The following is a 24352-nucleotide window of genomic DNA, read 5'->3' as shown; positions in this document are numbered from 1 at the left end:
CGGCCTACCATTCCGCCTTGGCCTCCATCGCCACCGGGCCGCCGACGCGGGCCGTCCAGAGCTTCAGGGCCGCGCCGTCCTCCGCCGCATCGAGAATGAAGTCCGCGTTGTCGAACAGCGGCGACAGGCTGCGGAACGAAAAGCGCGCAGGCGCCCGGCCGCCGATGTCGGCGGCGAGATGGAGCAGCATCGTCGCCTGCATCGGCCCGTGGACGACAAGCCCGGGATAGCCCTCGACGTCACGCGCATAGGGCGCGTCGTAGTGAATGCGGTGGCCGTTGAAGGTGAGCGCCGAATAGCGGAACAGCAAGGTCGTCGTCGGCACGATCAGGCGGCGATGCGCCCCTTCCGGCGCGGCGGCCGGGGCTGCGGTGGGGGCCGGCTTCGGGCTCCCCGCGTCGCGGTAGACGATGTCCTGCCGCTCGGTGATGACGTCGCGACCGCCGGCGCCGATGCGGTGTTCCACGGTGACGAAGCAGAGCTGTCCGGAGCGGCCCTCCTTCAGGGCCACGTCGAGAATGCGGGATGTGCGCGTCACCGTCTCGCCGACACGGATGTCGTCGTGGAAGGCGAAAGCGCCGCCCGCCCACATCCGCCGCGGCAGCGGCACCGGCGGCAGGAAGCCGCCACGGGCGGGATGACCGTCGGACCCGAGCTGCGCGCCGGGAACAGCCGGCTGGCCAAGGCAGAGATGGATCAGCAGCGGAGCGGGATCGCCGGGCAGGCTGCAGCCGTCCAGATCGAGCGTGGCGTTGAAGCGGCGGACCAGTTCCGGCGTCACCACCTCGGAAGCGCTCTCCTCGCGCCCGATCCATTCCCGCAACTGCACAATGTCGACAGCCATCAAAGATCCTCCTTGTCGAGCGCCGGAACCGCGCCATAACGACGTTCCTCGCCCGCGAAAACCGGTGCCGGCGCGGGATAGGACACCGGACCGGCGGGCGTTTCAACCGTAATCCGCCGCAGGTGCGGATGGCGCGACAGCCCTTCCATGTTGTTGACCGAGGCGAACGCGACATCCGCAGCCTGAATGTCCGCCAACGCCTCTTCGCCCGTCCGCGCGGCAAAGGCCGCCGCCACCACGGCATCGGTCCCGGCGCGGTTGCTGACCCGCGCCACGTTGGTGGCGAAGCGCGGATCGGTCCCAAGCGCCTCGTCGCCGAGGAAAACCCTGGCCAGATTGCGCCACTCGCGGTCGCTCTGCACCGAGATCAGGATCTGCTTGCCGTCGCCCGTCGCAAATACGCCGTAAGGAGCGATCGAGGGATGGGCGAGACCGATCCGCTTCGGCGACCTGCCGCCTTCGTGGTTGAGCAGCGGCACGGTCAGCCAGTCGGCCATGACGTCGAACATCGAGACGCTGATATGAGCACCCTTGTCGGTAACGGATCGCCGGATCAGCGCTTCCAAGATCGCCGCGTAGGCGGTGGCGCCGGTGGCGATGTCGACGATCGAGATGCCCACGCGCGCCGGGCTCTCCGGCCCGCCGGTGACCGAACACAGGCCGGATTCCGCCTGGATCAGCAGGTCATAGGCCTTGCGCGAGGCCATGGGCCCGCTCTCACCATAACCCGAGATGGACAACGTGATCAGCCTGGGAAACTCCCGCGAGAGCCGCTCGTGATCAAAGCCGAGGCGGTCGAGCGCACCGGGCTTCAGGTTCTGGACCAGCACATCAGCACCGGTCAGCAATTCGGCGAGCCGCGCCTTGCCCTCGGGCTTCGTCAGGTCGAGCGTGAGCGATTCCTTGCCGCGATTCAGCCAGACGAAGTAGCTCGACAGCCCGCCGGCGACGTCGTCATAGCCGCGGGCAAAGTCCCCTTCCGGCCGTTCGATCTTGATGACGCGCGCCCCGGCATCCGCGAGGCGCGACGTCGTGAACGGCGCGGCCACCGCCTGCTCGATGGCGACGACGGTGATGCCGCTGAGTGGAAGCTGCTCACCCGCCATCAGAACGACCTCGGCAGGCCGAGCACATGCTCCGCCACATAGGAGAGGATGAGGTTCGTCGAGATCGGCGCGACCTGATAAAGCCGCGTCTCGCGGAACTTGCGCTCGACGTCGTACTCGCAGGCGAAGCCGAAGCCACCGTGGAACTGCAGGCAGGCGTTGGCCGCCTCCCACGATGCCTTGGCCGCGAGATACTTCGCCATGTTGGCCTGCGTGCCGCAGGGCTGGTGCGCGTCATAGAGGCGGCAGGCCTCGAAGCGCATCAGGTTCGCGGCTTCCACCTCGATGAAGGCTTCGGCGATGGGAAACTGCACGCCCTGGTTCTGGCCGATCGGGCGGCCGAACACGACACGCTCCTTGACGTATTCGGATACCTTGTCGACGAACCAATAGCCGTCACCGATACATTCGGCGGCGATCAGCGTGCGCTCGGCGTTGAGGCCGGTCAGGATATACTTGAAGCCCTGCCCCTCCTCGCCGATCAGATTCTCCGCCGGGATCTCCAGCTCGTCGAAGAACAGCTCGTTGGTCTCGTGGTTCACCATGTTGAGGATCGGGCGGACCTCCATCCCCTTCTTCATCGCATCCTGGATGTCCACGATGAAGATCGACAGACCTTCGGACTTCTTCTTCACGTCGGCCAGCGGCGTGGTGCGGGCCAGCAGGATCATGAGATCGGAGTGCTGGACGCGGCTGATCCAGACTTTCTGGCCATTGACGACGTAACGGTCGCCTCGTCTGACGGCGGTCGTCTTGATCTTGGTCGTGTCCGTGCCGGTCGTCGGTTCCGTCACGCCCATGGATTGCAGGCGCAGTTCGCCCGAGGCGATCTTCGGCAGATAGCGCTGGCGCTGCTCCTCCGAGCCGTGGCGCACCAGCGTATTCATATTGTACATCTGGCCGTGGCAGGCGCCCGAGTTGCCGCCCGCGCGGTTGATCTCCTCCATGATCACGGACGCCTCGGTCAGCCCCAGCCCCGAGCCGCCGTATTCCTCCGGGATGAGCGCCGCAAGCCAGCCCGCCTTCGTGAGCGCGTCGACGAATTCCTCCGGATAGGCGCGGGCCTCGTCGACCTTGCGGTGGTACTCCGCCGGAAACTGTCCGCAGAGATCGCGGATGGCGTCACGGATATCCTGATACTGGTCTGACACGGTTTGCATCGCCTCACTCGAAAAAGTTCACCGCAGCACGAAGGGGTTCGGAACGCCCTCGGCCAGGTTCAGCCAGACGCATTTGGTCTGCAGATACTCGTAGATGGCCTCCTGGCCGTTCTCGCGCCCGATGCCGCTTTTCTTGTAGCCGCCGAAAGGCGCCAGGAAACTCACGGCGCGGTAGGTGTTCACCCACACCGTGCCGGCCTTCAGCGCGTCGGCCATGCGGACGGCGCGGCGCATGTTCTGCGTCCATACGCCGGCGGCAAGGCCGTAGATCGTGTCATTGGCGATGCGGATCGCGTCCTCGTCGTCCTCGAAGGGAATGATCGACAGCACCGGGCCGAACACCTCCTCGCGGGCTATGCGCATGTCGTTGGTGACATTGCCGAAGATGGTGGGTTCCACGAACCAGCCGTTCTTCAGCGCCGAATCCGCCGGCACCTTGCCGCCCAGCAGGCACTCCGCCCCCTCCGCCTTCGCCACGGCGATATAGTCGAGCACCTTCTTGCGCTGCGGCTGCGTGGTGATCGGGCCGACTTGCGTGTCGGCTTGCATCGGATCGCCGAGACGGGCGCCTGCGGCGAAGTCCACGACACGGCGCGATACCTCGTCATAGACCGAGCGCTGCACCAGCAGGCGCGAGCCCGCGATGCAGGTCTGGCCAGAGGCGGCGAAGATGCCCGAGATGGCACCCTTCACCGCGTCGTCCAGATTGGCGTCCTCAAAAATGATGTTGGGGGACTTGCCGCCCAGTTCCAGCGTGACGTGCTTCAGCCCCTTCGCCGCCCCGGCATAGACCGCAGCACCGGTGGCGTCGCCGCCGGTGAAGGCGACCTTGGCGACCTTGGGATGCTCCACCAGCGCCGCGCCGATCTCGTGGCCATAGCCGGTGACGGTATTGATCACACCGCTCGGGAAGCCCGCTTCCTCCGCCAGCTTCACGAACTCCAACGTCGACACCGACGTGAATTCGGACGGCTTGATGACCACCGTATTGCCCGCCGCCAGCGCGGCCGCGAGCTTCCACGTGAGCAGCAGCAGCGGTGAGTTCCACGGCGTGATGCAGACGACGACGCCGAGCGGCTCGTGCTTCGTGTAGATGAAGACATCGGATTTGTCGGGCGGCAGCACGCCGCCCTCGATCTTGTCGGCGAGGCCGGCGAAGTAGTAATAATACTCGGGCAGGTAACGCACCTGGCCGGACATCTCGGCATAGAGCTTGCCGTTGTCCCGGGTTTCCAGCTTCGCGAGCCGCTCGGCATCGCGCGCGATCAGATCGCCCAGCCGGCGCAGCAGCTTGCCCCGCGCCGTGGCCGTCAGTGTCGCCCACGGGCCGGTGGTGAAGGCGGCATGCGCAGCCTCGACCGCAGCCTCGACATCCGCGACGCCGCACTGCGGCACCTCGGCCCACGGCTCGCCGGTATACGGATTTTCCGAAATGAACCAGCGTCCCGTCGTGCTCTGCACCGGCGCACCGTTCACCGTGTTGAAAAATCTTTCAAAGCCGCTCATCGTTTTTTTCCCTGCTATCGCCGCTTCTGCTGCGTCACGTCGGATCGGCTGACAGCCGGGGGCCGCCAGGAAGCGGTTCTTGAAATGAACGCCATCGCAGGGCGGCAGAACGCGCGGCAGACTCTACTGCCAGTCTCCCGGCGTCGTGTCCGGTTCCGTTCATCTGCATGGCATCCTCCGCGCCTCGTTATCCGGATAGTCGTAACGTGCCGGGAAGAAATCAAAAAATGCTATTTTTCTCTTCGAGGTATAGCAATATTCTATATCTGCTTGTTGGCAGCGAGCATTTGGCCGCCCCAGACGCCGGCATTCACCAGCTCGGTCGCGATTTCAATGAACGTATTGCCGACATAGCGCGCGGCGGGGCTGACGGGCCTGTCCGCCGAGTAGCAGACGACAAGCTTGCGTTCGGGTGTCGGGTCCGTGAGCGGCGCCGCGAACAGCCGGCCTTCGCGGATCATGCGGTGGATAGACGCGAGCGGCAGCATCGTGGCGCCGAAACCGGCACACGTGAGGTCCGTCATCGCCGCAAAGGAATCGGCCTCCACGACGTGGGTATAGACAATCCCGGCCCGTCTGGCGCATTCGTCGAAGATCTCTCTCAGGCCGTGGCGCGGGCTGGGCAGCACGAGCTGCTCGTCGGCCAGCTTCGCGAACTGAACGGGCCTGTCCGGCGACAGCCCCGGACGCGAACTCACAAGATAGAGCTGCTCCATCATCACGGGCGTCACACGCAGCGACTTCGCCGGGGGAGGATCGTAGGTGACGACGATATCGAGTTCCCCGCGTTTCAGCCAGTCGAGAAGGTAGCCGCTGAAAGCCGAGGAGAAGCGGATGTTCAGATTGGGATGCGCCTGACGGATGCGCTGCATCAGGGGCACGGTGATGATTTCGGCAACCGTGGGCGTGGTGCCGATCCGGACCATCCCGCGGAAGGAGGTCCGCCCCTCCTCCACGGAACGGCGCATGGCATCAAGCTCGGCCAGCACCCTCACCGCGTGGTCAAGAACATCCTGCCCCGTCTCGGTAATGGTCATTCCGCGCCCGTGCCGTTCGAACAGCAAGACGCCGAGTTCCTGCTCCAGAAGCCGGATCTGCCGGCTCAGCGCAGGCTGAACGGTGTTCAGGCGATCCGCCGCCTTGCTGATGCTGCCAAGCTCGGCGACATGGACCAGCGTCACGAGCTGCGAGATGTCCATGATCCCTCCCTTTCCTCCTGACACGATCATCGATCCGGTCAGGCCGCATCACTTTGTGGCATAGCCCATGTCATGAGCTATCAACAAGTGCAATGGCAAGGGCGGGAGCGGAGAGACCGGCGGCCATGAGGCGATGCCGGTTCGCCGGCCGAGTTTGTTTTCGTTCCCCGGCAGGCGGCATTCGCTTCGTGACGATCAATCCCGAAATCGGCGGCGCTTTGGAGGAAGCGGGCGTCAGAAATTGTTGCGCTCGTGATAGGTGCGCAGGAACGACTGGATGCGCGCATCCTCGGGATGGTGCAGGATGCGATCGGGGATATCCACGCTGACCAGTTCGCCCTTCTCCATGAAAGCCACCTTGTCGGCGACATGCGCGGCAAAGCCCATCTCGTGCGTCACCACGACCATGGTCATGCCCTCGCCTGCGAGCGTCTTCATGACATTCAGCACCTCGCCCACCAGTTCGGGATCCAGCGCGGAGGTCGGCTCGTCGAACAACATCAGCCGTGGTTCCATGGCGATGGCGCGGGCAATCGCCACGCGCTGCTGCTGGCCGCCAGACAGGCGCGCGGGGTGGTTCGTCATCCTGTCGGCGAGCCCCACCTTCGTCAGCGCCTCGGCGGCGCGTTCATGGGCCTCGGATTTCGACATGCCACGCACACGGATCAGCCCCTCGGCCACGTTCTCCCTGGCGGTCATGTGCGGCCACAGGTTGAACTGCTGGAACACCATGCCGATCGAGCGCCGCATCTCGCGCAGCCTGCGGCCGGACATCTTCTTGCCGGGCGCTTCATAACCGATCAACTGGCCGTCGATACGGATTTCCCCCGAGTCGTATTCCTCAAGGAAGTTGATACACCGCAGCAGCGTGGACTTGCCCGAACCCGAAGGCCCGATCAGGCAGTTCACCTTGCCCGGCTCGATCACCAGGTCCACATCCTTCAGCGCATGGAAGGGACCGAAATGCTTGTTGACCTTGCGAATCTCGACGGATGACGCGGCAAGCATCTTACGTCCTCTCGATCAGATGTTTCGTGACGTGCGTTTCGAGCCTGCGGCCAACGCGCGAGATGGCCTCGACCAGCGCCCAGAAGAACAACGCCAGCACCAGATTGGCCTCGACATAGCGGAAAGTCTCGGTCGACATGCGCTGGACCTGATACATCAGCTCAGGCACCGTGATGATCGACAGGATCACGGTTTCCTTGGTCAGGATGATCGAGAAGTTGACCAGCGCCGGCAGCGACGAGACGAGGCCGAGCGGCAGCAGGATGCGGCGCACAATGGCAGGCTCGGACATGCCGATGGCACGGGCGGCCTCGATCTGGCCGTGCGGCACGCCGCGGAAGCCCGAACGGAAAATCTCGGCGAAATAAGGACTGCCGTAGATCGTCAGGCCGAGAAGCCCTGCCGGCAGCGCATCGAGCCGCAATCCGATCAGCGGACCGCCGTAATAAAGGACGAAGAGCTGCACGAGAAAGGGCGTGCCGCGGATGACCTCGATATAGACCTGGATGATCCAGTTGAGCCAGCGCGATCCATAGCGCTGCAGCAGCGCGATGACCAGCCCCAGCGCCATGCCGAAGACCGTGCCCAGAAGCCAGCACAGGACTGTGTTGCCAAAACCCTTCAGCAGCGCCGGGCCGTATTGTTGCAGGATGCTCCAGTCCATCAGACGGCCGTCCTGTGTTCGAGGTAGCGCCCGAGTGCCGCAAGGCACAGGTTGAGCAGCAGATAGCAGCACGCAGCCGCGATATAGACTTCAAGCGGGCGGAAGGTGGTCGCGGCCTGCGCCTGGCTGGCGCGGGTGATCTCAAGAATACCGACGACCGAAACCAGCGACGACGCCTTGACAAGCAGAATGAGTTCGTTGACGAGGGCGGGCAGCGACAGCGTGAACGCCTGCGGCAGGATTATGCGGGCCCAGACATCGCGCGGGGTCATGCCGATGGCGACCGCCGCTTCCGCCTGGCCCTTCGGCAAGGCCGCGATCGCGCCGCGCCAGATTTCCGAGATATAGGCGCTGGCGCAGACGCCCACCGTGATGACGGCGGCGGCGAGCGCCGGCACGTCGAGCCCGATCACCGGCAGCGCGTAGTAGAACACCAGCAGTTGCACCAGCAAAGGCACGCCGCGCAGGAAACTGACCCAGAGCGCCGCAAAGCGGTGCAGCCAGCGGTAGGGCGACAGCCGGGCCGCGCAGATCAGCGTCCCGATCACCAGCCCGAGCGCGATACCCAGCACGGAAATCAGCACCGTATAGCGCGCCGCCCAGAACAGCGGCCAGAAACTTTCGAGGAAAACCGGAATCGAGAACATGCGCCCCTCGCCTTGGGCCGGAGGACACGGGCGGGGCAGGCCCCGCCCGCAAGCGACTTACTTCGTCGGAACCTCACGCGGCAGCTCGGTATAGCTGCCCAGCCATTTTTCCTGGATGGCCTTGACGCGGCCGTCGTCGGTCATCTTCAGCAGCGCGCTGTTGATGGCTTTGACAAAGCTGTCGCTATCCGCATCCTTGCGCAGCACCCACGCGAAATAGGTCGGCTTGCCGAACGAGGCAGGCTCGAACAGCGCGAAGGTCTCCGGGCGGTTCTTCACAAGATAGGTCAGATTCGGCAGCGAGCCCGCTACGGCGTCCAGACGGCCGGCGGCGAGGTCGGCGTATGCCTCGTCGGTCGTGCCGTATTCCTTGACGGTGACGCCGCCGAGTTCCTTGCCATAGGCCTCAAGCTGGCGGAACTGCGCCGTGCCCTGCTGAACGCCGACAATCTTGCCCTTGATGTCTTCGGGCTTTTTCAGCTTGTCATTCCTGGCCGACTTGACCAGCGAGACGGTCGCATCCGCGATCGGCAGGGAAAAGGCATAGCGCTCAAGCCGCTCGGGCGTAATGGTCACGGGAGCGATCACGATGTCGAATTTCTTGACCTCAAGACCCGGCAGTTCGGCCGTCCACGGAATGTCCTGATAGAGCGGCGCGACTCCGATTTCCTTGCTGACCTCATCGAACAGGTCCTTGGTCATGCCCTGATATTCGCCGTTCACCAGCATGTCGAAGGGCGCGTAGTGCATGTCGGTGGCGGTGACAATCTTGCCAGCCGACTTGACGGCCGCCAGTTGATCGGCCATGGCCGGGACGGTGAGGCCAAGAGCCGCGATGCCGAATACGGCGGATTTGAGCATTCTCATAATGGTCATATCGTTCTCCTCAGTGAATTGGCTTCATTGTTGTGCATTTGGACGCGCGCCGCAGCTAATCAGCGGCGCGCGCCGAAGTCAAAGGATACCCGGCAAGTTGAGGTTGTGCTCGCGCGCGCAGTCGATGGCGATCTGATAGCCTGCGTCGGCGTGACGCATCACCCCGGTGGCGGGATCGTTCCACAGCACCCGGGCGAGACGCGCATCGGCATCCTCGCTGCCATCGCAGCAGATGACCATACCGGAATGCTGCGAGAAGCCCATACCGACGCCGCCGCCATGATGCAACGACACCCATGTCGCACCCGAGGCGGTGTTCAGCAGCGCGTTCAGCAGCGGCCAGTCGGAAACGGCGTCGGAGCCGTCCCGCATTGCCTCGGTCTCGCGGTTGGGCGAGGCGACGGAACCCGAATCGAGATGGTCGCGGCCGATCACGACCGGCGCCTTCAGCTCACCCGTCCGCACCATTTCGTTGAACGCGAGGCCGAGCTTGTGACGCAGGCCCAGGCCGACCCAGCAGATGCGGGCGGGCAGTCCCTGGAAGCTGATGCGCTCCCTCGCCATGTCGAGCCAGTTGTGCAGGTGCGGATCGTCGACGAGTTCCTTCACCTTCCGGTCCGTCTTGTAGATATCCTCCGGATCGCCCGACAGCGCCGCCCAGCGGAAGGGGCCGATGCCGCGGCAGAACAGCGGGCGGATATAGGCGGGCACGAAGCCGGGAAAGGCGAAGGCGTTCTCAAGCCCTTCCTCAAGCGCCATCTGGCGGATGTTGTTGCCGTAGTCGACGGTCGGAATGCCCTGCGCGTGGAAGGCCACCATGGCCTCGACCTGCACCTTCATCGAGGCGCGGGCTGCCCGCTCGACGCCCTTCGGATCGGTTTCCTGGCGCTCCCGCCATTCGGCGACGGTCCAGCCTATGGGCAGATAGCCGTGCACCGGGTCGTGCGCCGAGGTCTGGTCGGTGACGATGTCCGGTCGCACGCCACGCCTGACCAGCTCCGGGAAGACGTCGCCGGCGTTGCCGATCAGCGCCACGGATTTCGCCTCGCCCGCCTTGGTCCACCGGTCGATCATCGCCAGCGCCTCATCGAGGCTTTGGGTCTTTTCATCGACATAGCGCGTGCGCAGGCGGAAATCGGCGCGGGTCTCGTCGCATTCGACGGCGAGGCAGCAGGCGCCGGCCATCACGGCGGCGAGCGGCTGGGCGCCTCCCATGCCGCCGAGCCCGCCGGTGAGGATCCATTTACCCTTCAGACTGCCGTCATAGTGCTGGCGGCCAGCCTCGACGAAGGTCTCGTATGTGCCCTGCACGATGCCCTGCGAGCCAATGTAGATCCACGAACCCGCGGTCATCTGGCCGTACATCGCCAGCCCCTTCCGGTCGAGTTCGTTGAAGTGATCCCAGGTCGCCCAGTGCGGCACGAGGTTCGAGTTCGCGATCAGCACGCGCGGCGCGTCCTTGTGGGTGCGGAACACGCCCACAGGCTTGCCGGACTGCACCAGCAGCGTCTCGTCCGCTTCCAGCTTCTTCAGGCTCTCGACGATCAGGTCGAAGTCCTTCCACGTCCGCGCGGCGCGGCCGATGCCGCCGTAGACGACCAGCTCATGCGGCTTTTCAGCCACGTCGGGATGCAGGTTGTTCATCAGCATCCGCATCGGTGCTTCGGTCAGCCAGCTTTTCGCGGTGATCTCGGGACCGGTCGGCGGAAAGATGTCGCGGGTGTTGTGGCGTGGGTCGTCCATATCTCGCTCCGATGGTCAGGCCAGCATGTTGCCGGAGATGATGTTGCGCTGGATTTCGCTGGATCCCTCGTAGATCCGCATGATGCGCAGATCGCGGTTGATCCTCTCGATGGGAAAGTCGCGGGTAAAGCCGTAGCCGCCGTGCAGTTGCAGCGCGGTGTCGGCGATCCTGCCCGCCGCCTCGGAGGCCGCGAGCTTCGCCATGGACGAGGCAAGCGAGAAACGCCCTCCCCGCTCATGGGCCTGCTGGCGCTGGCGGGCCGCATCCTGCGCCAGCAACAGCGCGGAGCGGTAGGCCACGCCCATGTCGGCGATCATCCAGCGGATGCCCTGCCGGTCGCTGAGCGGCTGACCGCCGATCACGCGCTCCCTGGCGTAGGCGATGGCGGCCGTCATCGCCGCCTCGGCCATGCCCAGGCACTGGGCCGCGACCTCGATCCTGCCGTTGTCCAGCACCTGCATAGCGGTGCGGAAGCCCCTGCCCTCCTCGCCAAGCAGCGCGTCCGCAGGAAGGTGGCAGTCGACGTTCAGCGTAAAGACATGGCCGCCCTTCAGCCCCATGGTCCTTTCCGCCGGACCGGCCTCAAGCCCCGGCGTGCCCGCGGGCAGGATGAAGGCGGAGATGCCGCGGTGCGCCTTTTCCGGATCGGTGACGGCGTAGAGCACGATGAAATCCGCCACGCCGCCATTCGATATGAAGCATTTCGCGCCCGTGACATGCCAGCCCGTTTCCGTCCGGCGGGCGCGCGTCTTCATGTCGGCGGGATCGGAGCCCGCGGTCGGCTCGGTCAGCGCAAAAGCGCCGAGCGCCTCGCCGCTTGCCGCGCGCGGCAGCCATTCCCGCTTCTGCGCCTCGGTGCCGCCGAGCAGGATCGAGTCGGTCGCCAGATAATGAGCCGTCAGCGCCGATGCCGTCGACCCGCAGGCTCCGGCGACGATCGCCACCGCCCGCAACAGCGCGGGGGCGGAAATGCCGCTGCCGCCGTATTCCTCCGGCAGGTTGGCGCCCATCATCCCCGCCTCGCCGAGCAATCCGAGCTGCTCGTGGACGAAGGCGGCGGTTTCGTCGGTTTCCCCGGCGCGCGGCGCTATCCGTTCGGCGCAAAGGCGGCCCAGCACCTCGCAGAACAGCCGTTCCTCGTCGGACAGCATGGTCCAATCGTCGTTCATGCGGTTCTCTCCAGTCCCAATTCCTGCAGGACGGCTTCAATATCGCCGCCCAGGCGGGGCGCGGCGTTCGCCGCCACGGGCTTCTCGCCGTCAAAGCGCACGGGCTGGCCGACTGCGGGGACCTGCCCCAGCACGGGGTGTGGCAGGCGGCTCACCAGTTCCCGCGCCTCCGCATGGCCGCTCGCGGCTGCCCGGGCGATGTCCCAGATCGGCGCGGTCGGCAGACCGGCGGCCGACAGCGCGGCGACGGCCTCTTCGGTCGTCAAGCCGCGCGACCAGTTTTCGATCAGCGCCTTCAGCGCCGGTTCGTGGGCGGTGCGGCTCGAATCGCTGGCAAAGCGCGGATCGTCGGCCGCCTCGGGCGCGCCGATCAGGCCGGCCAGCGTCGTGAACTGCTTCGCGTTCAGCACCGCGATCACCACCTGCCCGTCCGCGGTCGCGAAGCAGCCGAACGGCGTGGACAGGGGATGGCGGTTCCCGACCCGTTGCGGCAGTTCGCCCGCGAAAAGATGCTGGGCGTGGCTCGTGGTCAGCATGGAAAACAGCGCGTCGTACATGGCGACATCGAGCGTGGCACCCGTGCCCGTCGCGTTGCGCTGCACGAGCGCGGCCATGATCGACCAGCTTCCGAACAGCCCGGCGATCAGATCGGCGATGCTCTCGCCCGTCTTGAGCGGTGCACCGCCCTCCTCGCCGGTTGCCGCCATGAGCCCCGACATGGCCTGCACGACGAGGTCATAGGCGGGCAGGTCCCTGAACGGCCCGTGCTGACCGAAGCCCGAAATCGAACAGTAGATCAGCCGCGGATTGGCCGCGCGCAGCGCCTCCGCCCCGAGTCCGAGCCGGGCCGCGACGCCCGGACGGAAGTTCTCGACGACCACGTCGACACGCGCGGCGATGGCCTGCGCAAGCGCCAGATCGCCGGGCTGCTTCAGGTCCAGCGCGAGGCTTTTCTTGCCGCGATTGTTCAGCATGAACAGCGCGCTTTCGCCATCCCTGAACGGCCCGACGTGGCGATAGTCGTCGCCGGCGGGCGGCTCCAGCTTGATGACCTCGGCTCCGAGATCGGCCAGCAACGCGGTGCAATAGGGGCCCGCCAGCACACGGGAAAGATCGAGCACCCTGATCCCCGCAAGGGGTTTTTTCGATTGCGGCCCGCTCATGCCCGAAGCTCCGGTGCAAGCGCCGCAAGCCGCGCGAGGATCGCCCGCAACGTCACGCGCAGCAGGTCGGCTTTCGCCTCGTCATAGGCGAAGGGCGGGACCTCGGTCGCGAGATGCGTCGATTGCGCGAGTTCCATCTGGATCGCGTGGACACCCTCGCCCGGCCGGCCATACTGGCGCGTCGTCCAGCCGCCCTTGAAGCGGCCGTTGACGACCCACGTGCGGTCCGTCGCCGCGGCCTCCTCACGCACGGCGGCCTCGATCCGCGGATCGCAGCTCGCGCCGACATTGGTACCGATGTTGAAGTCCGGCAAGATGCCGTCGAACAGGAACGGAATATGGCTGCGGATCGAGTGGCAGTCGTAGAGGATTGCCACGCCGTGTTTCGCGCGCACCCGCCCGATCTCGGCCGCCAGCGCGGCGTGATAGGGCGCGTGGAAGCGCTGCCGCCGGTCGGCGATGTCCTCAGCGGTCGGCAGATCGGTCCAGATCGGCTCGCCGTCGAAATCGGTCACGGGAACAAGGCCGGTGGTATTCTGGCCGGGATAGAGGCTCGCGTCGTCCGGAGCGCGGTTCGCGTCGATCACATAGCGGTGGAACGTCGCCCGCACCGTGGTCGCGCCCGGCAACAGCCCGTCATAGAGCCGGTCGATATGCCAGTCGGTGTCGGCAAGGAGCTGACCGCGCGGGTTGAGCTTCGCGCGGATGTCTTCGGGCAGGTCGGTCCCGGTATGCGGCAGGCCGAGAATGACGGGGCTGTCGCCTGCGACGACGTCGACGGGAATCATGCGCGCACCTCTTCAAGCAATCTGGCGGGAACGGCACCGGTCAGCACGCCCTCCCGCACCAGCCGCGCGGTCTCCGCGAGATCGGCGGCGAGATAGCGGTCCTGCGCGAGGGCCGGCACGGTTTCACGCAGTTTGGCGATGACGGCCTGCAACGTGGCCGAGGTTTTCAGCGGCGCGCGGAACTCCACGCCAGCAGCGGCGCAGAGCGCCTCGATGCCGAGGATCTGCGCGAGGTTGGCGTTCATCCGCCTCAGACGCCGGGCGCCGTGGGCGGCCATGCTGACATGATCTTCCTGGTTTGCGGAGGTCGGTGTCGAGTCGGTCGAGCACGGGGTGGCGAGATGCTTGTTCTCGCTCATCAGCGCCGCGCTGGTCACTTCCGCGATCATCAGGCCGCTGTTAAGGCCGGGATCGGGCGTCAGGAACGGCGGCAGGTCGTGGTTCAGCGCCGGGTCCACCATCAGCGCGACGCGCCGCTGCGCGATGGCGCCTATCTCGGCGATGGCCAGCGCGATCTGGTCGGCGGCGAAAGCGACCGGCTCGGCATGGAAGTTGCCGCCGGAGACGATCAGGCCGGCATCCGTCAGCACCAGCGGGTTGTCGGTGGCGGCATTCGCCTCCGTCTCCAGCGTTCGCGCGGCCTGCGCCAGCAGGTCGATGCAAGCCCCGGTCACCTGCGGCTGGCAGCGGATGCAGTAAGGATCCTGCACGCGGGTATCGCCCTCGCGATGGCTCTCGCGAATTTCCGAGCCTTCCATCAGGTTGCGGATCACGCCCGCCGCGAGGATCTGGCCGCGATGGCCGCGCAGGGTGTGGATTTCCTCAAGGAACGGCGCCGTTGAGCCCATGATCGCATCGGTCGACAGCGACGAGGTGACCAGCGCAGCGCGCGCCGAGGCGAAGGCGTCGAACAGCCCCGCCAGCGCGAAGGCGGTGGACACCTGCGTGCCGTTGATCAGCGCGAGCCCCTCCTTCGCCGCCAGCACGACAGGTTGCAGCCCGGCAGCGGCCAGCGCTTCCGCACCCGGCATCTCACGGCCCTGATAAGTCGCCCGGCCTTCGCCCAGCATGGCCGCGGCCATGTGCGCGAGCGGCGCGAGATCGCCAGAGGCGCCGACCGAACCCTGTGACGGGATCACCGGCAGGACGCCCTCGGCCAGCATCGCCTCGATCAGCGTGATGACCTCCGGGCGGACGCCCGATGCGCCGCGCCCCAGCGACAGCAGTTTCAGCACCATGACGAGACGCACGGTCTCCGGCTCGACCGGCTCGCCCACGCCGCAGCAATGCGACAGGATCAGGTTGCGCTGGAGCGTCGCAGTGTCCTCGGCCCTGATCTTGATCGAGGCAAGCTTGCCGAAACCCGTGTTCACGCCATAGACCGGCGCATCGCCGCTGGCGGCGGCCGCGATCCGGGCGGCCGAGGCGGCAATGCCGGGCCGGGAGCTGTCGGCCAGACGAACGGCCAGGCGGCTGGCAAAGCCATGACGCCAGACCTGCTCCAACTCGGCAAGCGTGGTTTCGCCGGGGGTGAGGATCAGTTCAGACAAGTTCGCCTCCGACAACGCGGGCATGAAGGGGATTGAAACCGATGCGATAGGTCAGTTCGGCGGGATGCCGGACATCCCAGATGGCCAGATCGGCGCGCAGACCGGGCGCGATACGGCCGCGATCCGGAAGACGCAGCGCCCGCGCCGCATTGCGGGTGACGGCGGCGAGGCATTCGGCGGGCGTCATGCGAAACAGCGTCGCCCCCATGTTCATGGTGAGCAGGATCGACGTCAACGGCGATGTCCCGGGGTTGCAATCCGTCGCCAGCGCAATCGCCACGCCGGCATCGCGCAACGCCTGCACGGGCGGATAGTGCGTCTCGCGCAGCGTGTAGAAGGCGCCGGGCAACAGCACGGCGACGGTGCCGGATTCAGCCATGGCATCGACGCCATCCTGGCCCAGATGTTCAAGGTGATCCGCTGAGAGCGCGCCGTGCCGCGCTGCCATGGCGGCGCCGCCAAGATCGGAAAGCTGCTCCGCGTGGAGCTTGACCGGCAGGCCGAGACCGGCGGCGCGATCGAAGATCGCCGCCATCTCCTCGCGTGAAAAGGCAATCCCCTCGCAGAAGCCGTCCACCGCGTCGATCAGCCCTTCCGCATGGCCACGTTCCATGCCGGCGATCACGACGTCGCGGATATAGCCCTGACGGTCGTCCCTGTATTCGGGCGGCACGGCGTGGGCGGCGAGCCATGTCGTCTTCACCGTCACCCTGCGGGCCTCGCCGATCCGGCGGGCGACGCGCAGCATCTTCAGCTCGCTGTCGATGTCGAGCCCGTAGCCGGATTTGATCTCCAGCGTCGTCACACCCTCTGAAAGCAGCGTATCCACGCGCCGCAGGGCCGAGGCCAGCAGCGCCTCCTCATCCGCCGCGCGCGTTTCGCGCACGCTGGACAGGATGCCGCCGCCGGCGCGCGCGATCTCCTCATAGCTCGCGCCCTCCAGCCGCATCTCGAACTCGCGGGCGCGGTCTCCACCAAAGACGACATGGGTGTGGCAATCTATCAGGCCGGGCGTCACCAGCCGTCCGCCGAGATCCTGGCGAGCGGCACCCGCATAGTCGGCCGGAATATCCGCCTCGGCGCCGACCCAGGCGATCCGCCCGTCCTCGATCGCGACCGCGGCGCGCTCGACAAGGCCGTAGCCCTGCGATGCGCCGCCCGCCGCTGCCGGGGACGAGTCGCCCATGGCAGCAACCGTGGCATTGCTGAGAATCTGCATCCCGTGCGCCTCCCGGCTTGTCGAAAAGTATTCTCGCGGCGGCACTGACGCCGCTCTTGACTGTGAGATAAGTCTAAACATAATCGACACTCTATGTCTAAACTTATTTTCCTGTTATGGATAAAATTGAAGCAACGCATGGCACAATTTGCGGCAAGGGGATGATGATGAAGGCACTCTGGGCGAAACACGCGCTGCTGCCGGACGGATGGGCGGAAAACGTAAGCATCGCACTGGATTCGGGCGGCCGGATCGGCAAGGTCGAGGCCGGGACCGCGCCAAATGGCCAGCAGGTGGACCTGTTGCTCCCCGCCATGGCGAATCTTCACTCCCACGCCTTCCAGCGCGCCATGGCCGGCCTGTCGGAGGCGCGCGGACCGGAACCGCGTGACACGTTCTGGACATGGCGGCGGATCATGTACCGCTTCCTCGACCACCTGACGCCCGACGACGTCGAGGCCATCGCGGCGCTCGTGCAGATGGAGATGCTGGAGGCCGGTTACGCCACCAATGTCGAGTTCCACTATCTGCATCATCGCCCCGGCGGCGGGCATTACGACAATCTCGCCGAGATGTCCGAACGCATCGCGGCGGCGGCGGCGAGGACCGGCATCGGACTGACGCTGCTTCCGGTGCATTACCAGTTTGGCGGTGTGGACCGTCGCCCGCTCGGCCCTGGCCAGAACCGCTTCGGCACAACGCCCGAGGAATTCCAGCGCCTGCTCGACGGCGCCGAGGCCGCGCTGCGCGCCCTGCCCGCCGACGCGGGCGTCGGCGTCGCGCCCCATTCGCTGCGCGCGGTATCGCCCGAAGCGCTGAAGCTGTGCGAAAGCCTTCGCCCCGCCCGCCCGCTGCATATGCACCTGGCCGAGCAGATCCCAGAGATCGAGGAAATCAGCGCCGCCTACGGCCGCCGCCCTGTCGAGTGGCTTCTGGACAACCACGCCCCCGACCGGCGCTGGACGCTGATTCATCTCACCCACATGACCGGGGACGAGACCCGTCGCCTCGCCGCGACCGGCGCGGTGGCGGGCCTTTGCCCGATCACCGAATCGAGCCTCGGCGACGGCATCTTCAACGGCACGGTCTGGAAGGACGCGGGCGGACATCTGGGCTTCGGCTCGGACAGCAATATCCGCATCTCGCTTGTCGAGGAGCTGCGCACGCTTGAGTACAGCCAGCGTCTGCGCGACACGGCCCGTGCCGTTCTGGCGGAGCCGGAACGCTCGACCGGGCGGGTGATCTACGAAGTGGGACTGGACGGCGGCGCTTCGGCCGCCGGCCGCGACACCGGCGCCATCCGCGAGGGGCTCTGGGCGGACCTCTGTGCCGTATCGCTGAACAATGCGGTAATGTTCGGCCGCAGGGGCGACGAGATGCTGGACAGCCTGATCTTCGCCGGCGACGACAGGCTGGTACGCGATGTCTGGGCGGCGGGACGTCACGTCGTTCGCGACGGGCGCCACGTGGAGCGCGACCGGATCGTGGCCGGCTATCTGGCCTGCATCGGCAAAGTGAGGGAGCAGATGTGACGGACAAGCAAGCAGGCGCGACCGTACCCAAGGCGCAAAGCATCGCCAACGAGGTACGGCGCCGCATCGTCGAGCGCGAATGGAGCCAGGGCGACAGAATCCCGGACGAGGCCGATCTGGCCACGGAGTTCGACGCCGCGCGGGCAACGGTCAACAAGGCGCTTCAACTGCTGGCGGACGAGGGCTTGCTGGACCGCCGGCGCCGTGCAGGCACGCGGGTCACCGTCAATCCGGTCCGCAAGGCCACGTTCTCGATTCCCGTCGTGCGCGAGCAGGTCGAGCAGGCGGGCATGGCCTACAGCCATCGCGTGGTGGCGCAGCGGCGCAGCCCCATCCCGGCGGAGATCGCAAACCGGCTCGACCTGCCTGAAGGCCGGATCCTGGTTCACCTGCGGGCCGTGCACTATGGCGACGGACTCCCCTTCCAGCTGGAGGACCGCTGGATCAATCCGCAGGCGGCACCCGGACTGGAGCAGGCCGATTTCCGCCATCTGAACGCCAACGAATGGCTGGTGCGCAACGCACCCTATCTGCGGGCCGAGCTGACATTCTCGGCCGAGAACGCCGACCGCCGTGATGCGAGATTGCTGCAGACCCGGCAGGGGCAGGCACTGCTGATCCTGCACCGCACCACCTGGAACGATCTCGGCCCCATCACTACCGTGCGGGTGGCGTTCCGCCCCGGCCATCGCGTCAGCACGGAAAGCGGCCATGACCGGAGCAGTTGATCCGGGGACAGGCTCGCTGTCCGGGGAACCGCCGCGACCGCCCCCCAAGGATAGGACAATGCGTTGCGGCGGCACAATTGCACGGGATATTTATCGGAGGATTGAACGGGATGACAGCTTCGGGAGTTCTTCGGGCCGCGGACAGGCGGTTCCGCCCCTGGAAAAATGGCGGCGGCGAAACAGCCGAGATCGTCGTCGCACCGCCCGGCGCGGATTTCGAGAGCTTCTCCTGGCGTATCAGCACGGCCATTGTGGCGGCCTCCGGCCCTTTCTCCGCCTTTCCTGGCGTAGACCGCGTCCTGTCGGTTGTGGACGGTGACGGCGCTATGGTTCTGACCGTCGGTGAAAACGAGCACCGCCTGGACGCGGCCAGCAATCCCCTCGCCTTTCCGGGCGACGTTCCTGCCGCTGCGCTGCTGGAGGGCGGCGGGCTCCTCGATTTCAACGTCATGGTGCGGCGCCCGCTCAGGGCGGAGGTGACGCGCGGCCCATTCGATCCCGCGAGGAAGTGCGCGAGCGAACGGGCGCGTTACGTCCTGCTGCTCGAAGAGGGAGCGGGACTTGAACGGCTCGACCTCGTCGTGTTGGCAACAGCCGCCCCCGCGCTCGTCGCCGCACTCGCGGGCACGAATGTGCTGGACGCCCGCATCGTCGGCTAAAGCGTTTTCAAGCAAAGCGGATACCGGTTTGCGTGAAGAAAGCGCGTAATATCAAAAACTTATATTATTCTGGCGTTTCAATGAAATGTCGAAATGCTATAGGCGCTGTTCCGATCAGAATTCGCTCAAGATAAGGAACCTGGAATCTGTCCTGTTTCAACGTAAACAGGACAGATTCCAGGCACGCCGCTCAAATCCGTTGGGCGTGGATGTCATCATACAGGAAAGACAGGCTCTGCTGCGTTTCCAGCGTCAGCACCTTGTCCATATAGTCCCGCGGCTCCTTCAGCCCGGGCGAGGCGAGATCGAGAAATTTCTCCATTACCTCGGCGTGGGTGAGCGGCTGTGCGGCGGAGCCCTTGTAGCCCGAAATCCGCTGTTCCGCCCTCGCCTCGCCGTCCGGGCCGAGCACGCGCACATGCGAATGCGAGAAATGGGGCAGTTCGTCGTTGCCGACATAACGGATTCGCGCCATCATCGCCGTCACGAACGGATCGGCAAGAAACTCGGCCGCCTTCGCCGCATGGGTGGGTACGATGCGGTCCGCGCCGGCGGCGGCGAGCGCCACGTTATAGCGGCCGCTGAAGCGCGCCTCGGTTTCCGTCTCCGGCAGCTTGGCGGAAGAGATCACCGTGGCAACGGGCGGGACGACGCCGATTTCGACCGTCGCGCCCTCGAAGATTTGCCGCCCGTAGCGATGGCGCAACGCCGCCACCCCGTCGACACCAGCATGGATGAAACCGCAGCAGGCGTGCCATTTGCGCCGGGGACGTTCGAGCTGCCAGCCCCGTGAGCCCTTGACGATTTCCGGATCATGGCCCTTGGCGAGGGTTGCGTAGAGCCCTACCGGGCTTTCGAGAAGATGCGTCGGCCCGGTGACGCCGGCAGCGGCATAGCGTCCCGCCAGCATGCCGACGGTCGCCGGCCAGCCGCCGAACATGACAGGCTTGATGGTGCCGCCGACACCGAACAGCACCTCGACCGGACACCAGCCCGCCAGTGTGCCGCCAATGCCCAGCGCCGCGCAGGTCCGGACCTCGTCGAGCCCGAGAGCGACGGCGGTAAGGGCGCTGACGCCGATGGTGGAGGGAATGCCTTCAGACGAAATTCCCACGTCGGTGAAGGGCCGATTGTCGCGGCCGTCGTTGCTCTCGCGATAGCCCATGTTCACGCGGGCGGTGATCTCGATTCCGGCGATCAGCGCGCGCAGCGTCTGCACGCCCGACAGACCCTGTGTCTCCGCAAGGGCGAGCGCCGCCGACACGGCGCCGATGCTGGCGTGGCCACCGATCAGGTCGTTCAGTTCCAGGATGTCGCCGGTATAGCCGTTGACGCGCGCGGCGCCCGCCTCCGTGAGGCGAAGATCGAAGCCCAGCACGTGCGCGGCCGGAATGCCGGGCGCTGCTGGAGAAATCCCGGCTTCTGCCTGCGCGAACGCCCTGCCCTCCGGAAGGCGCGCGCCCGCGATCATGCAGCCGACGGTGTCGAGCAGACAGTATTTTGCTTCCGTCAGCACGGTATCGGAAAACCGCCCGACGGCGACCGCCCGGGCGAAGATCGCCAGATGATGCAGAAGCGTCGGCTCTCCGGGGAGCGCCGTGTCGGTGTCGGTCGCGCTCGTGGCTGTCATGCTGTTTCCTCCGGCTGCGGAAGGCGGAAGACGGTGTGGCCGCGCAGGAACGCCTTCGTGCGTTCGCTCTTCGGGTGAACGAGTATCTCGTCCGGCGTGCCCTCTTCGATGATGGTGCCTTCGTGCAGGAAGACGATGCGGTGCGCGACATTGTACGCGAAGCCGAGTTCGTGTGTCACGATCAGCATCGTCATGCCCTCGCCCGAGAGGTTCTTCATCGTCTGCAGAACCTCGCCGACGAGTTCCGGATCGAGCGCCGAGGTCGCCTCGTCGAACAGCATGACATCCGGTTCCATCGCCAGCGAACGCGCGATGGCGACGCGCTGCTGCTGGCCGCCGGAAAGGCGCGCCGGATACTCGTTGATCTTTTCGGCCAGCCCGACCTTCTCCAGATAGTAGCGCGCCCGCTCCCGCGCCTGCGCCTCGCTGCGGCCCAGCACCTTCCGCTGGGCGATCATGACGTTCCACTCGACCGTGAGATGCGGAAAGAGGTTGAACTGCTGGAAAACCATGCCGACGCGCTGGCGCAGCTGGCACAGCTCGGTTTCCGAGTAACGCATGCGGCCGCCCGCGTCCGGCGTGCCGACCCGCTTGCCGTCCAGGCAGACCTCGCCGGAGGTCGGCATTTCGAGAAAATTCAGGCAGCGCAAGAGCGTGCTCTTGCCGGAACCGCTCGCCCCGAGCAGGACGACGGTCTCTCCCTTCCCGATGTCGAGGTCGACCCCCTTCAGCACGTCCTGCGACTGAAAGCTCTTATGGATGTTTCGCGCGGCGATCATGCTCATCGGGCAACCTCAGTTCGACTTGCTGAATTTGTACTCCAGTGCGTAGGACAAGCCGCTGAGCACGAGTATGATGGCCGTCAGCAGGACGGCGATGACGGTGTAAACCTCCACCGGGCGATATTCTGTGTCGCTGATGAGCTTCGCCTGGTAGAGCGCGTCCGGATAGGCGATCGTCGCGGCGACGGCGCTGATCTTGAACACCTCGATCGCCTCGTTCGTCAGCGCGGGCAGCGTGCGCCGGATCGCCTGCGGCAGGATGATGCTGCCGAAAACCGTCCGGAACGTCATGCCGAGAGCGATGGACGCCTCCCACTGCCCCCGATCGATGGACTGGATGCCGCCGCGCAGGATTTCGCAGAAGTAGGCGCCGCTGTAGAGCGAGAATGCCACGGCCGCCGTGAGGAACCGGCCGTTCTGGATGCCGGTCAGCACCGGGATCGTGTAGAAGAACCAGAACAGCAGCACCAGCGCCGGCACGTTGCGGAAGAGTTCCACATAGACCGAGCCGACTGCGCGCAGGGTAGCGAAACGCGAGATGCGCGCCGCCGCGAGGACGGCACCCAGCACCAGCCCGCAGGCAAGCACCGTGAGCGACAGGTAGACCGTGTTGAGCAGCCCCTCCGCCAGCACGTGCCGATAGTTCCACAGGAACGAGAAATCCCACTTGTAGGTCATCTGGCGTGGGCCCTTTGCAGGCGGCGTTCCAACTGCCGCGAGATCAGGCTGATGATGAAGATCACGACGAAGAAAATGCCCCCGAGGACCGTGTAGGTTTCGATCGGCCTGTAGGTGCGCGAGGATATCTGCGAAGCCTGATAAACGATTTCGCCATAGGCGATGATGGAAGCGAGCGCCGTGGTCTTGATGACGTCGATGAGCCGGTTGAGGAAAATCGGCAGCATGTTGCGCACGGCCTGCGGCAGGATGATCGACACGAAAAGAGTACGCTTGCGCATCCCCAGCGCGGAAGCCGCCTCCCACTGGCCGCGCGGCACGGCGCCGATGCCGGCGCGAAACACCTCGCAGAAGAACGCCGCCGATTGAAGGCCCACAGCCAGCACCGCCGCCGTGGTGGGGCTGAATCTCAGCCCGACGACCATCGGAAAGGCGAAAAAGAACCAGTAGATGAGAACGATCGCCGGGGCGGAACGGAATATCTCGACGTAACATCCCGCCAGGTGCCCGACGACGGGAATCCGCGACATGCGCAGCAGCGCCAGCACGAGCCCCAGCGGCAGCGCGACGGCGAGCGAGAGGGCGACGAGCACGAACGTGCCGTACGCCCCCTGCACCAGCAGATCGATGTTACGAAAGACGGGAGCGAAGTCCCATTCATAATTCATGCTGTTCCCGAAACCCCGTCCCGTCTGAAAACCGCAGCGCGGGCACCGCGCCGCGATGGCCTTACCAGAGTTCGCGCTGCACCGGCACGGCAGTCGCCGGGTCGATGTTGCGGAAGCGCAGGAAATCCTCGTAAAGCCTCTGCGTCTTGCCGGTGTTGTAGTAATAGGCGGCGCAGACATTCAGGAACTCGCGCCAGCGCGAGTCCGGCTCCTTCCGCACGGCGATGCCGCCGGGGATCGACACTGCCGGCTGGAGCACGATGGTCTTGCCGACACCCATGCGCGCGCGGGCAAGGTCGGCGGAGACGGCCGAGATCACCCCCGCGTTGGTGCGGCCGGACTGGAAGGCGGCAAAGATTTCGGCGCTGTTCTGGAAGCGCGAGATGTTGGCCTTCGGCGCGATCGACGTGAGGTACTCGTCGGAATTCGTGCCGAGGGCGACGCCGATGGAGAACTTCGGGTCGTTGAGATCGGACCAGCGGGTGACGTTGATGTCATCGGTGGCGATGAGCGACATCGGATACCAGAGCATCGGCGTCTGGACGAAATCGACCGAGAGCGCCCGCGTCGGCGTGGCGTCGAGCATGAACATCGTGTCGAACTGCCCGGCCTGAAGGCCCGCGACGGCGTTGCCCCAGGTGGTTTCGACGATTTCGAGGCGCGCATCGAGTACCTTGGCGACTTCCGCCGCGAAGGCCGGGCAGATGCCACGCCACGTCGTGCCACCGGCGACGACGCCGCCCGGCGCGTCCGAACCCGTGGTGTCCTTGAAGTACCACGGTTCCAGCAGCGCCGCGCCGATGCGCAGCACCTTGCCTTGCGCCACCTTGTCCCAGGTGCTGCCGGCAGCGCTCTGGGCGGCGGCCGGTGTGACGAGGCCGGCAGCGAACGGCACCGCCGCCGCGGCGAGCGGGATCGCTCCCATGAATTCACGTCTCTTCATTTCTTGCTCCTGACTGGATGGCTGCGGACACTCGGGACCCACCGGAAAGGGCATCTCGCCCGACAGCGAAAACGGCAGCCCGTATCATC

23 protein-coding genes are annotated in these 24352 nt (G+C 65.9%); 3 read left to right on the top strand and 20 right to left on the bottom strand.

Going from position 1 to position 24352, the window contains the following annotated elements; all coding sequences use genetic code 11:
- Nucleotides 1-4: 4 nt before the first annotated feature.
- The 15 genes from FHS82_RS07210 to hutI form a co-directional block, all read right to left on the bottom strand.
- Nucleotides 5-844, bottom strand: coding sequence for an HTD2 family dehydratase (locus tag FHS82_RS07210; RefSeq protein WP_166950427.1), 840 nt, complete (start codon nucleotides 842-844; stop codon nucleotides 5-7).
- Entirely contained in the window at nucleotides 844-1950 is a 1107-nt protein-coding gene (locus tag FHS82_RS07205; RefSeq protein ID WP_166950425.1) for a CaiB/BaiF CoA transferase family protein, read from the bottom strand. Before FHS82_RS07205 ends, FHS82_RS07210 begins: the two co-directional genes overlap by 1 nt.
- Nucleotides 1950-3110 carry an acyl-CoA dehydrogenase family protein gene (locus FHS82_RS07200; protein WP_166950423.1) on the bottom strand — a complete coding sequence of 387 codons (1161 nt, stop codon included), beginning with the start codon at nucleotides 3108-3110 and terminating at the stop codon, nucleotides 1950-1952. Before FHS82_RS07200 ends, FHS82_RS07205 begins: the two co-directional genes overlap by 1 nt.
- Nucleotides 3111-3128: 18 nt before the next feature.
- Nucleotides 3129-4616 carry an aldehyde dehydrogenase gene (locus FHS82_RS07195; RefSeq protein ID WP_166950421.1) on the bottom strand — a complete coding sequence of 496 codons (1488 nt, stop codon included), beginning with the start codon at nucleotides 4614-4616 and terminating at the stop codon, nucleotides 3129-3131.
- A gap of 260 nt (nucleotides 4617-4876) precedes the next feature.
- On the bottom strand, nucleotides 4877-5815 hold the full coding sequence (locus FHS82_RS07190) for a LysR family transcriptional regulator (protein WP_166950419.1): 939 nt from the start codon (nucleotides 5813-5815) through the stop codon (nucleotides 4877-4879).
- Nucleotides 5816-6049: 234 nt separating this feature from the next.
- The gene (locus FHS82_RS07185; RefSeq protein ID WP_166950417.1) at nucleotides 6050-6823 is read right to left on the bottom strand and encodes an amino acid ABC transporter ATP-binding protein; all 774 of its coding nucleotides are present in this window, start codon (nucleotides 6821-6823) and stop codon (nucleotides 6050-6052) included.
- A 1-nt stretch (nucleotide 6824) separates the two neighbouring features.
- The gene (locus tag FHS82_RS07180; RefSeq protein WP_166950415.1) at nucleotides 6825-7487 is read right to left on the bottom strand and encodes an amino acid ABC transporter permease; all 663 of its coding nucleotides are present in this window, start codon (nucleotides 7485-7487) and stop codon (nucleotides 6825-6827) included.
- On the bottom strand, nucleotides 7487-8134 hold the full coding sequence (locus tag FHS82_RS07175) for an amino acid ABC transporter permease (RefSeq protein ID WP_166950413.1): 648 nt from the start codon (nucleotides 8132-8134) through the stop codon (nucleotides 7487-7489). The genes FHS82_RS07180 and FHS82_RS07175 overlap by 1 nt, the downstream gene beginning before the upstream one ends.
- A gap of 57 nt (nucleotides 8135-8191) precedes the next feature.
- Nucleotides 8192-9010, bottom strand: coding sequence for a transporter substrate-binding domain-containing protein (locus FHS82_RS07170; protein WP_166950411.1), 819 nt, complete (start codon nucleotides 9008-9010; stop codon nucleotides 8192-8194).
- A gap of 78 nt (nucleotides 9011-9088) precedes the next feature.
- Nucleotides 9089-10753: a urocanate hydratase gene (gene hutU, locus FHS82_RS07165; protein WP_166950410.1), complete on the bottom strand. Its 1665-nt coding sequence runs from the start codon at nucleotides 10751-10753 to the stop codon at nucleotides 9089-9091.
- Nucleotides 10754-10768: 15 nt separating this feature from the next.
- Complete coding sequence (locus tag FHS82_RS07160; RefSeq protein WP_166950408.1) at nucleotides 10769-11923, bottom strand: acyl-CoA dehydrogenase family protein; 1155 nt, start codon at nucleotides 11921-11923, stop codon at nucleotides 10769-10771.
- Nucleotides 11920-13086: a CaiB/BaiF CoA transferase family protein gene (locus FHS82_RS07155; protein ID WP_166950406.1), complete on the bottom strand. Its 1167-nt coding sequence runs from the start codon at nucleotides 13084-13086 to the stop codon at nucleotides 11920-11922. Before FHS82_RS07155 ends, FHS82_RS07160 begins: the two co-directional genes overlap by 4 nt.
- Nucleotides 13083-13874, bottom strand: a complete 792-nt coding sequence (hutG, locus tag FHS82_RS07150) for an N-formylglutamate deformylase (protein ID WP_166950404.1) — start codon at nucleotides 13872-13874, stop codon at nucleotides 13083-13085. Before hutG ends, FHS82_RS07155 begins: the two co-directional genes overlap by 4 nt.
- Nucleotides 13871-15424, bottom strand: a complete 1554-nt coding sequence (hutH, locus tag FHS82_RS07145) for a histidine ammonia-lyase (RefSeq protein WP_166950402.1) — start codon at nucleotides 15422-15424, stop codon at nucleotides 13871-13873. The genes hutG and hutH overlap by 4 nt, the downstream gene beginning before the upstream one ends.
- Entirely contained in the window at nucleotides 15417-16643 is a 1227-nt protein-coding gene (hutI, locus tag FHS82_RS07140) for an imidazolonepropionase (RefSeq protein WP_166950400.1), read from the bottom strand. The genes hutH and hutI overlap by 8 nt, the downstream gene beginning before the upstream one ends.
- A 167-nt stretch (nucleotides 16644-16810) precedes the next feature.
- Between hutI and FHS82_RS07135 the strand changes: the two genes are divergently transcribed.
- From FHS82_RS07135 to FHS82_RS07125, 3 genes are all read left to right on the top strand, one after another.
- Entirely contained in the window at nucleotides 16811-18175 is a 1365-nt protein-coding gene (locus FHS82_RS07135; protein WP_166950398.1) for a formimidoylglutamate deiminase, read from the top strand.
- Nucleotides 18172-18903, top strand: coding sequence for a histidine utilization transcriptional repressor HutC (gene hutC / locus FHS82_RS07130; RefSeq protein ID WP_166950396.1), 732 nt, complete (start codon nucleotides 18172-18174; stop codon nucleotides 18901-18903). The genes FHS82_RS07135 and hutC overlap by 4 nt, the downstream gene beginning before the upstream one ends.
- Nucleotides 18904-19013: 110 nt before the next feature.
- Nucleotides 19014-19562 carry a HutD/Ves family protein gene (locus tag FHS82_RS07125; protein ID WP_166950394.1) on the top strand — a complete coding sequence of 183 codons (549 nt, stop codon included), beginning with the start codon at nucleotides 19014-19016 and terminating at the stop codon, nucleotides 19560-19562.
- A gap of 190 nt (nucleotides 19563-19752) precedes the next feature.
- Here FHS82_RS07125 and FHS82_RS07120 read toward each other — a convergent pair whose 3' ends face one another.
- From FHS82_RS07120 to FHS82_RS07100, 5 genes are all read right to left on the bottom strand, one after another.
- Complete coding sequence (locus FHS82_RS07120) at nucleotides 19753-21192, bottom strand: MmgE/PrpD family protein (RefSeq protein WP_166950392.1); 1440 nt, start codon at nucleotides 21190-21192, stop codon at nucleotides 19753-19755.
- Nucleotides 21189-21971, bottom strand: a complete 783-nt coding sequence (locus FHS82_RS07115) for an amino acid ABC transporter ATP-binding protein (protein ID WP_166951366.1) — start codon at nucleotides 21969-21971, stop codon at nucleotides 21189-21191. The genes FHS82_RS07120 and FHS82_RS07115 overlap by 4 nt, the downstream gene beginning before the upstream one ends.
- 15 nt (nucleotides 21972-21986) lie before the next feature.
- The gene (locus FHS82_RS07110; RefSeq protein ID WP_166950390.1) at nucleotides 21987-22652 is read right to left on the bottom strand and encodes an amino acid ABC transporter permease; all 666 of its coding nucleotides are present in this window, start codon (nucleotides 22650-22652) and stop codon (nucleotides 21987-21989) included.
- Entirely contained in the window at nucleotides 22649-23320 is a 672-nt protein-coding gene (locus tag FHS82_RS07105; RefSeq protein ID WP_166950388.1) for an amino acid ABC transporter permease, read from the bottom strand. The genes FHS82_RS07110 and FHS82_RS07105 overlap by 4 nt, the downstream gene beginning before the upstream one ends.
- 61 nt (nucleotides 23321-23381) lie before the next feature.
- Nucleotides 23382-24263 (bottom strand): transporter substrate-binding domain-containing protein, encoded by an 882-nt coding sequence (locus FHS82_RS07100; RefSeq protein WP_166950386.1) that lies wholly within the window; start codon nucleotides 24261-24263, stop codon nucleotides 23382-23384.
- Nucleotides 24264-24352 lie beyond the last annotated feature (89 nt).

This window comes from Pseudochelatococcus lubricantis (assembly GCF_011762225.1).
GTDB lineage: Bacteria > Pseudomonadota > Alphaproteobacteria > Rhizobiales > Beijerinckiaceae > Pseudochelatococcus > Pseudochelatococcus lubricantis.
This window is presented reverse-complemented; position numbering and strand designations above follow the sequence as displayed.

Coding starts and splice junctions, on each gene's coding strand:
- FHS82_RS07210 (WP_166950427.1), bottom strand. CDS start 844: ATGGCTGTCGACATTGTGCAGTTGCGGGAATGGATCGGGCGCGAGGAG.
- FHS82_RS07205 (WP_166950425.1), bottom strand. CDS start 1,950: ATGGCGGGTGAGCAGCTTCCACTCAGCGGCATCACCGTCGTCGCCATC.
- FHS82_RS07200 (WP_166950423.1), bottom strand. CDS start 3,110: ATGCAAACCGTGTCAGACCAGTATCAGGATATCCGTGACGCCATCCGC.
- FHS82_RS07195 (WP_166950421.1), bottom strand. CDS start 4,616: ATGAGCGGCTTTGAAAGATTTTTCAACACGGTGAACGGTGCGCCGGTG.
- FHS82_RS07190 (WP_166950419.1), bottom strand. CDS start 5,815: ATGGACATCTCGCAGCTCGTGACGCTGGTCCATGTCGCCGAGCTTGGC.
- FHS82_RS07185 (WP_166950417.1), bottom strand. CDS start 6,823: ATGCTTGCCGCGTCATCCGTCGAGATTCGCAAGGTCAACAAGCATTTC.
- FHS82_RS07180 (WP_166950415.1), bottom strand. CDS start 7,487: ATGGACTGGAGCATCCTGCAACAATACGGCCCGGCGCTGCTGAAGGGT.
- FHS82_RS07175 (WP_166950413.1), bottom strand. CDS start 8,134: ATGTTCTCGATTCCGGTTTTCCTCGAAAGTTTCTGGCCGCTGTTCTGG.
- FHS82_RS07170 (WP_166950411.1), bottom strand. CDS start 9,010: ATGACCATTATGAGAATGCTCAAATCCGCCGTATTCGGCATCGCGGCT.
- hutU (WP_166950410.1), bottom strand. CDS start 10,753: ATGGACGACCCACGCCACAACACCCGCGACATCTTTCCGCCGACCGGT.
- FHS82_RS07160 (WP_166950408.1), bottom strand. CDS start 11,923: ATGAACGACGATTGGACCATGCTGTCCGACGAGGAACGGCTGTTCTGC.
- FHS82_RS07155 (WP_166950406.1), bottom strand. CDS start 13,086: ATGAGCGGGCCGCAATCGAAAAAACCCCTTGCGGGGATCAGGGTGCTC.
- hutG (WP_166950404.1), bottom strand. CDS start 13,874: ATGATTCCCGTCGACGTCGTCGCAGGCGACAGCCCCGTCATTCTCGGC.
- hutI (WP_166950400.1), bottom strand. CDS start 16,643: ATGCAGATTCTCAGCAATGCCACGGTTGCTGCCATGGGCGACTCGTCC.
- FHS82_RS07135 (WP_166950398.1), top strand. CDS start 16,811: ATGAAGGCACTCTGGGCGAAACACGCGCTGCTGCCGGACGGATGGGCG.
- FHS82_RS07125 (WP_166950394.1), top strand. CDS start 19,014: ATGACAGCTTCGGGAGTTCTTCGGGCCGCGGACAGGCGGTTCCGCCCC.
- FHS82_RS07120 (WP_166950392.1), bottom strand. CDS start 21,192: ATGACAGCCACGAGCGCGACCGACACCGACACGGCGCTCCCCGGAGAG.
- FHS82_RS07115 (WP_166951366.1), bottom strand. CDS start 21,971: ATGATCGCCGCGCGAAACATCCATAAGAGCTTTCAGTCGCAGGACGTG.
- FHS82_RS07110 (WP_166950390.1), bottom strand. CDS start 22,652: ATGACCTACAAGTGGGATTTCTCGTTCCTGTGGAACTATCGGCACGTG.
- FHS82_RS07105 (WP_166950388.1), bottom strand. CDS start 23,320: ATGAATTATGAATGGGACTTCGCTCCCGTCTTTCGTAACATCGATCTG.
- FHS82_RS07100 (WP_166950386.1), bottom strand. CDS start 24,263: ATGAAGAGACGTGAATTCATGGGAGCGATCCCGCTCGCCGCGGCGGCG.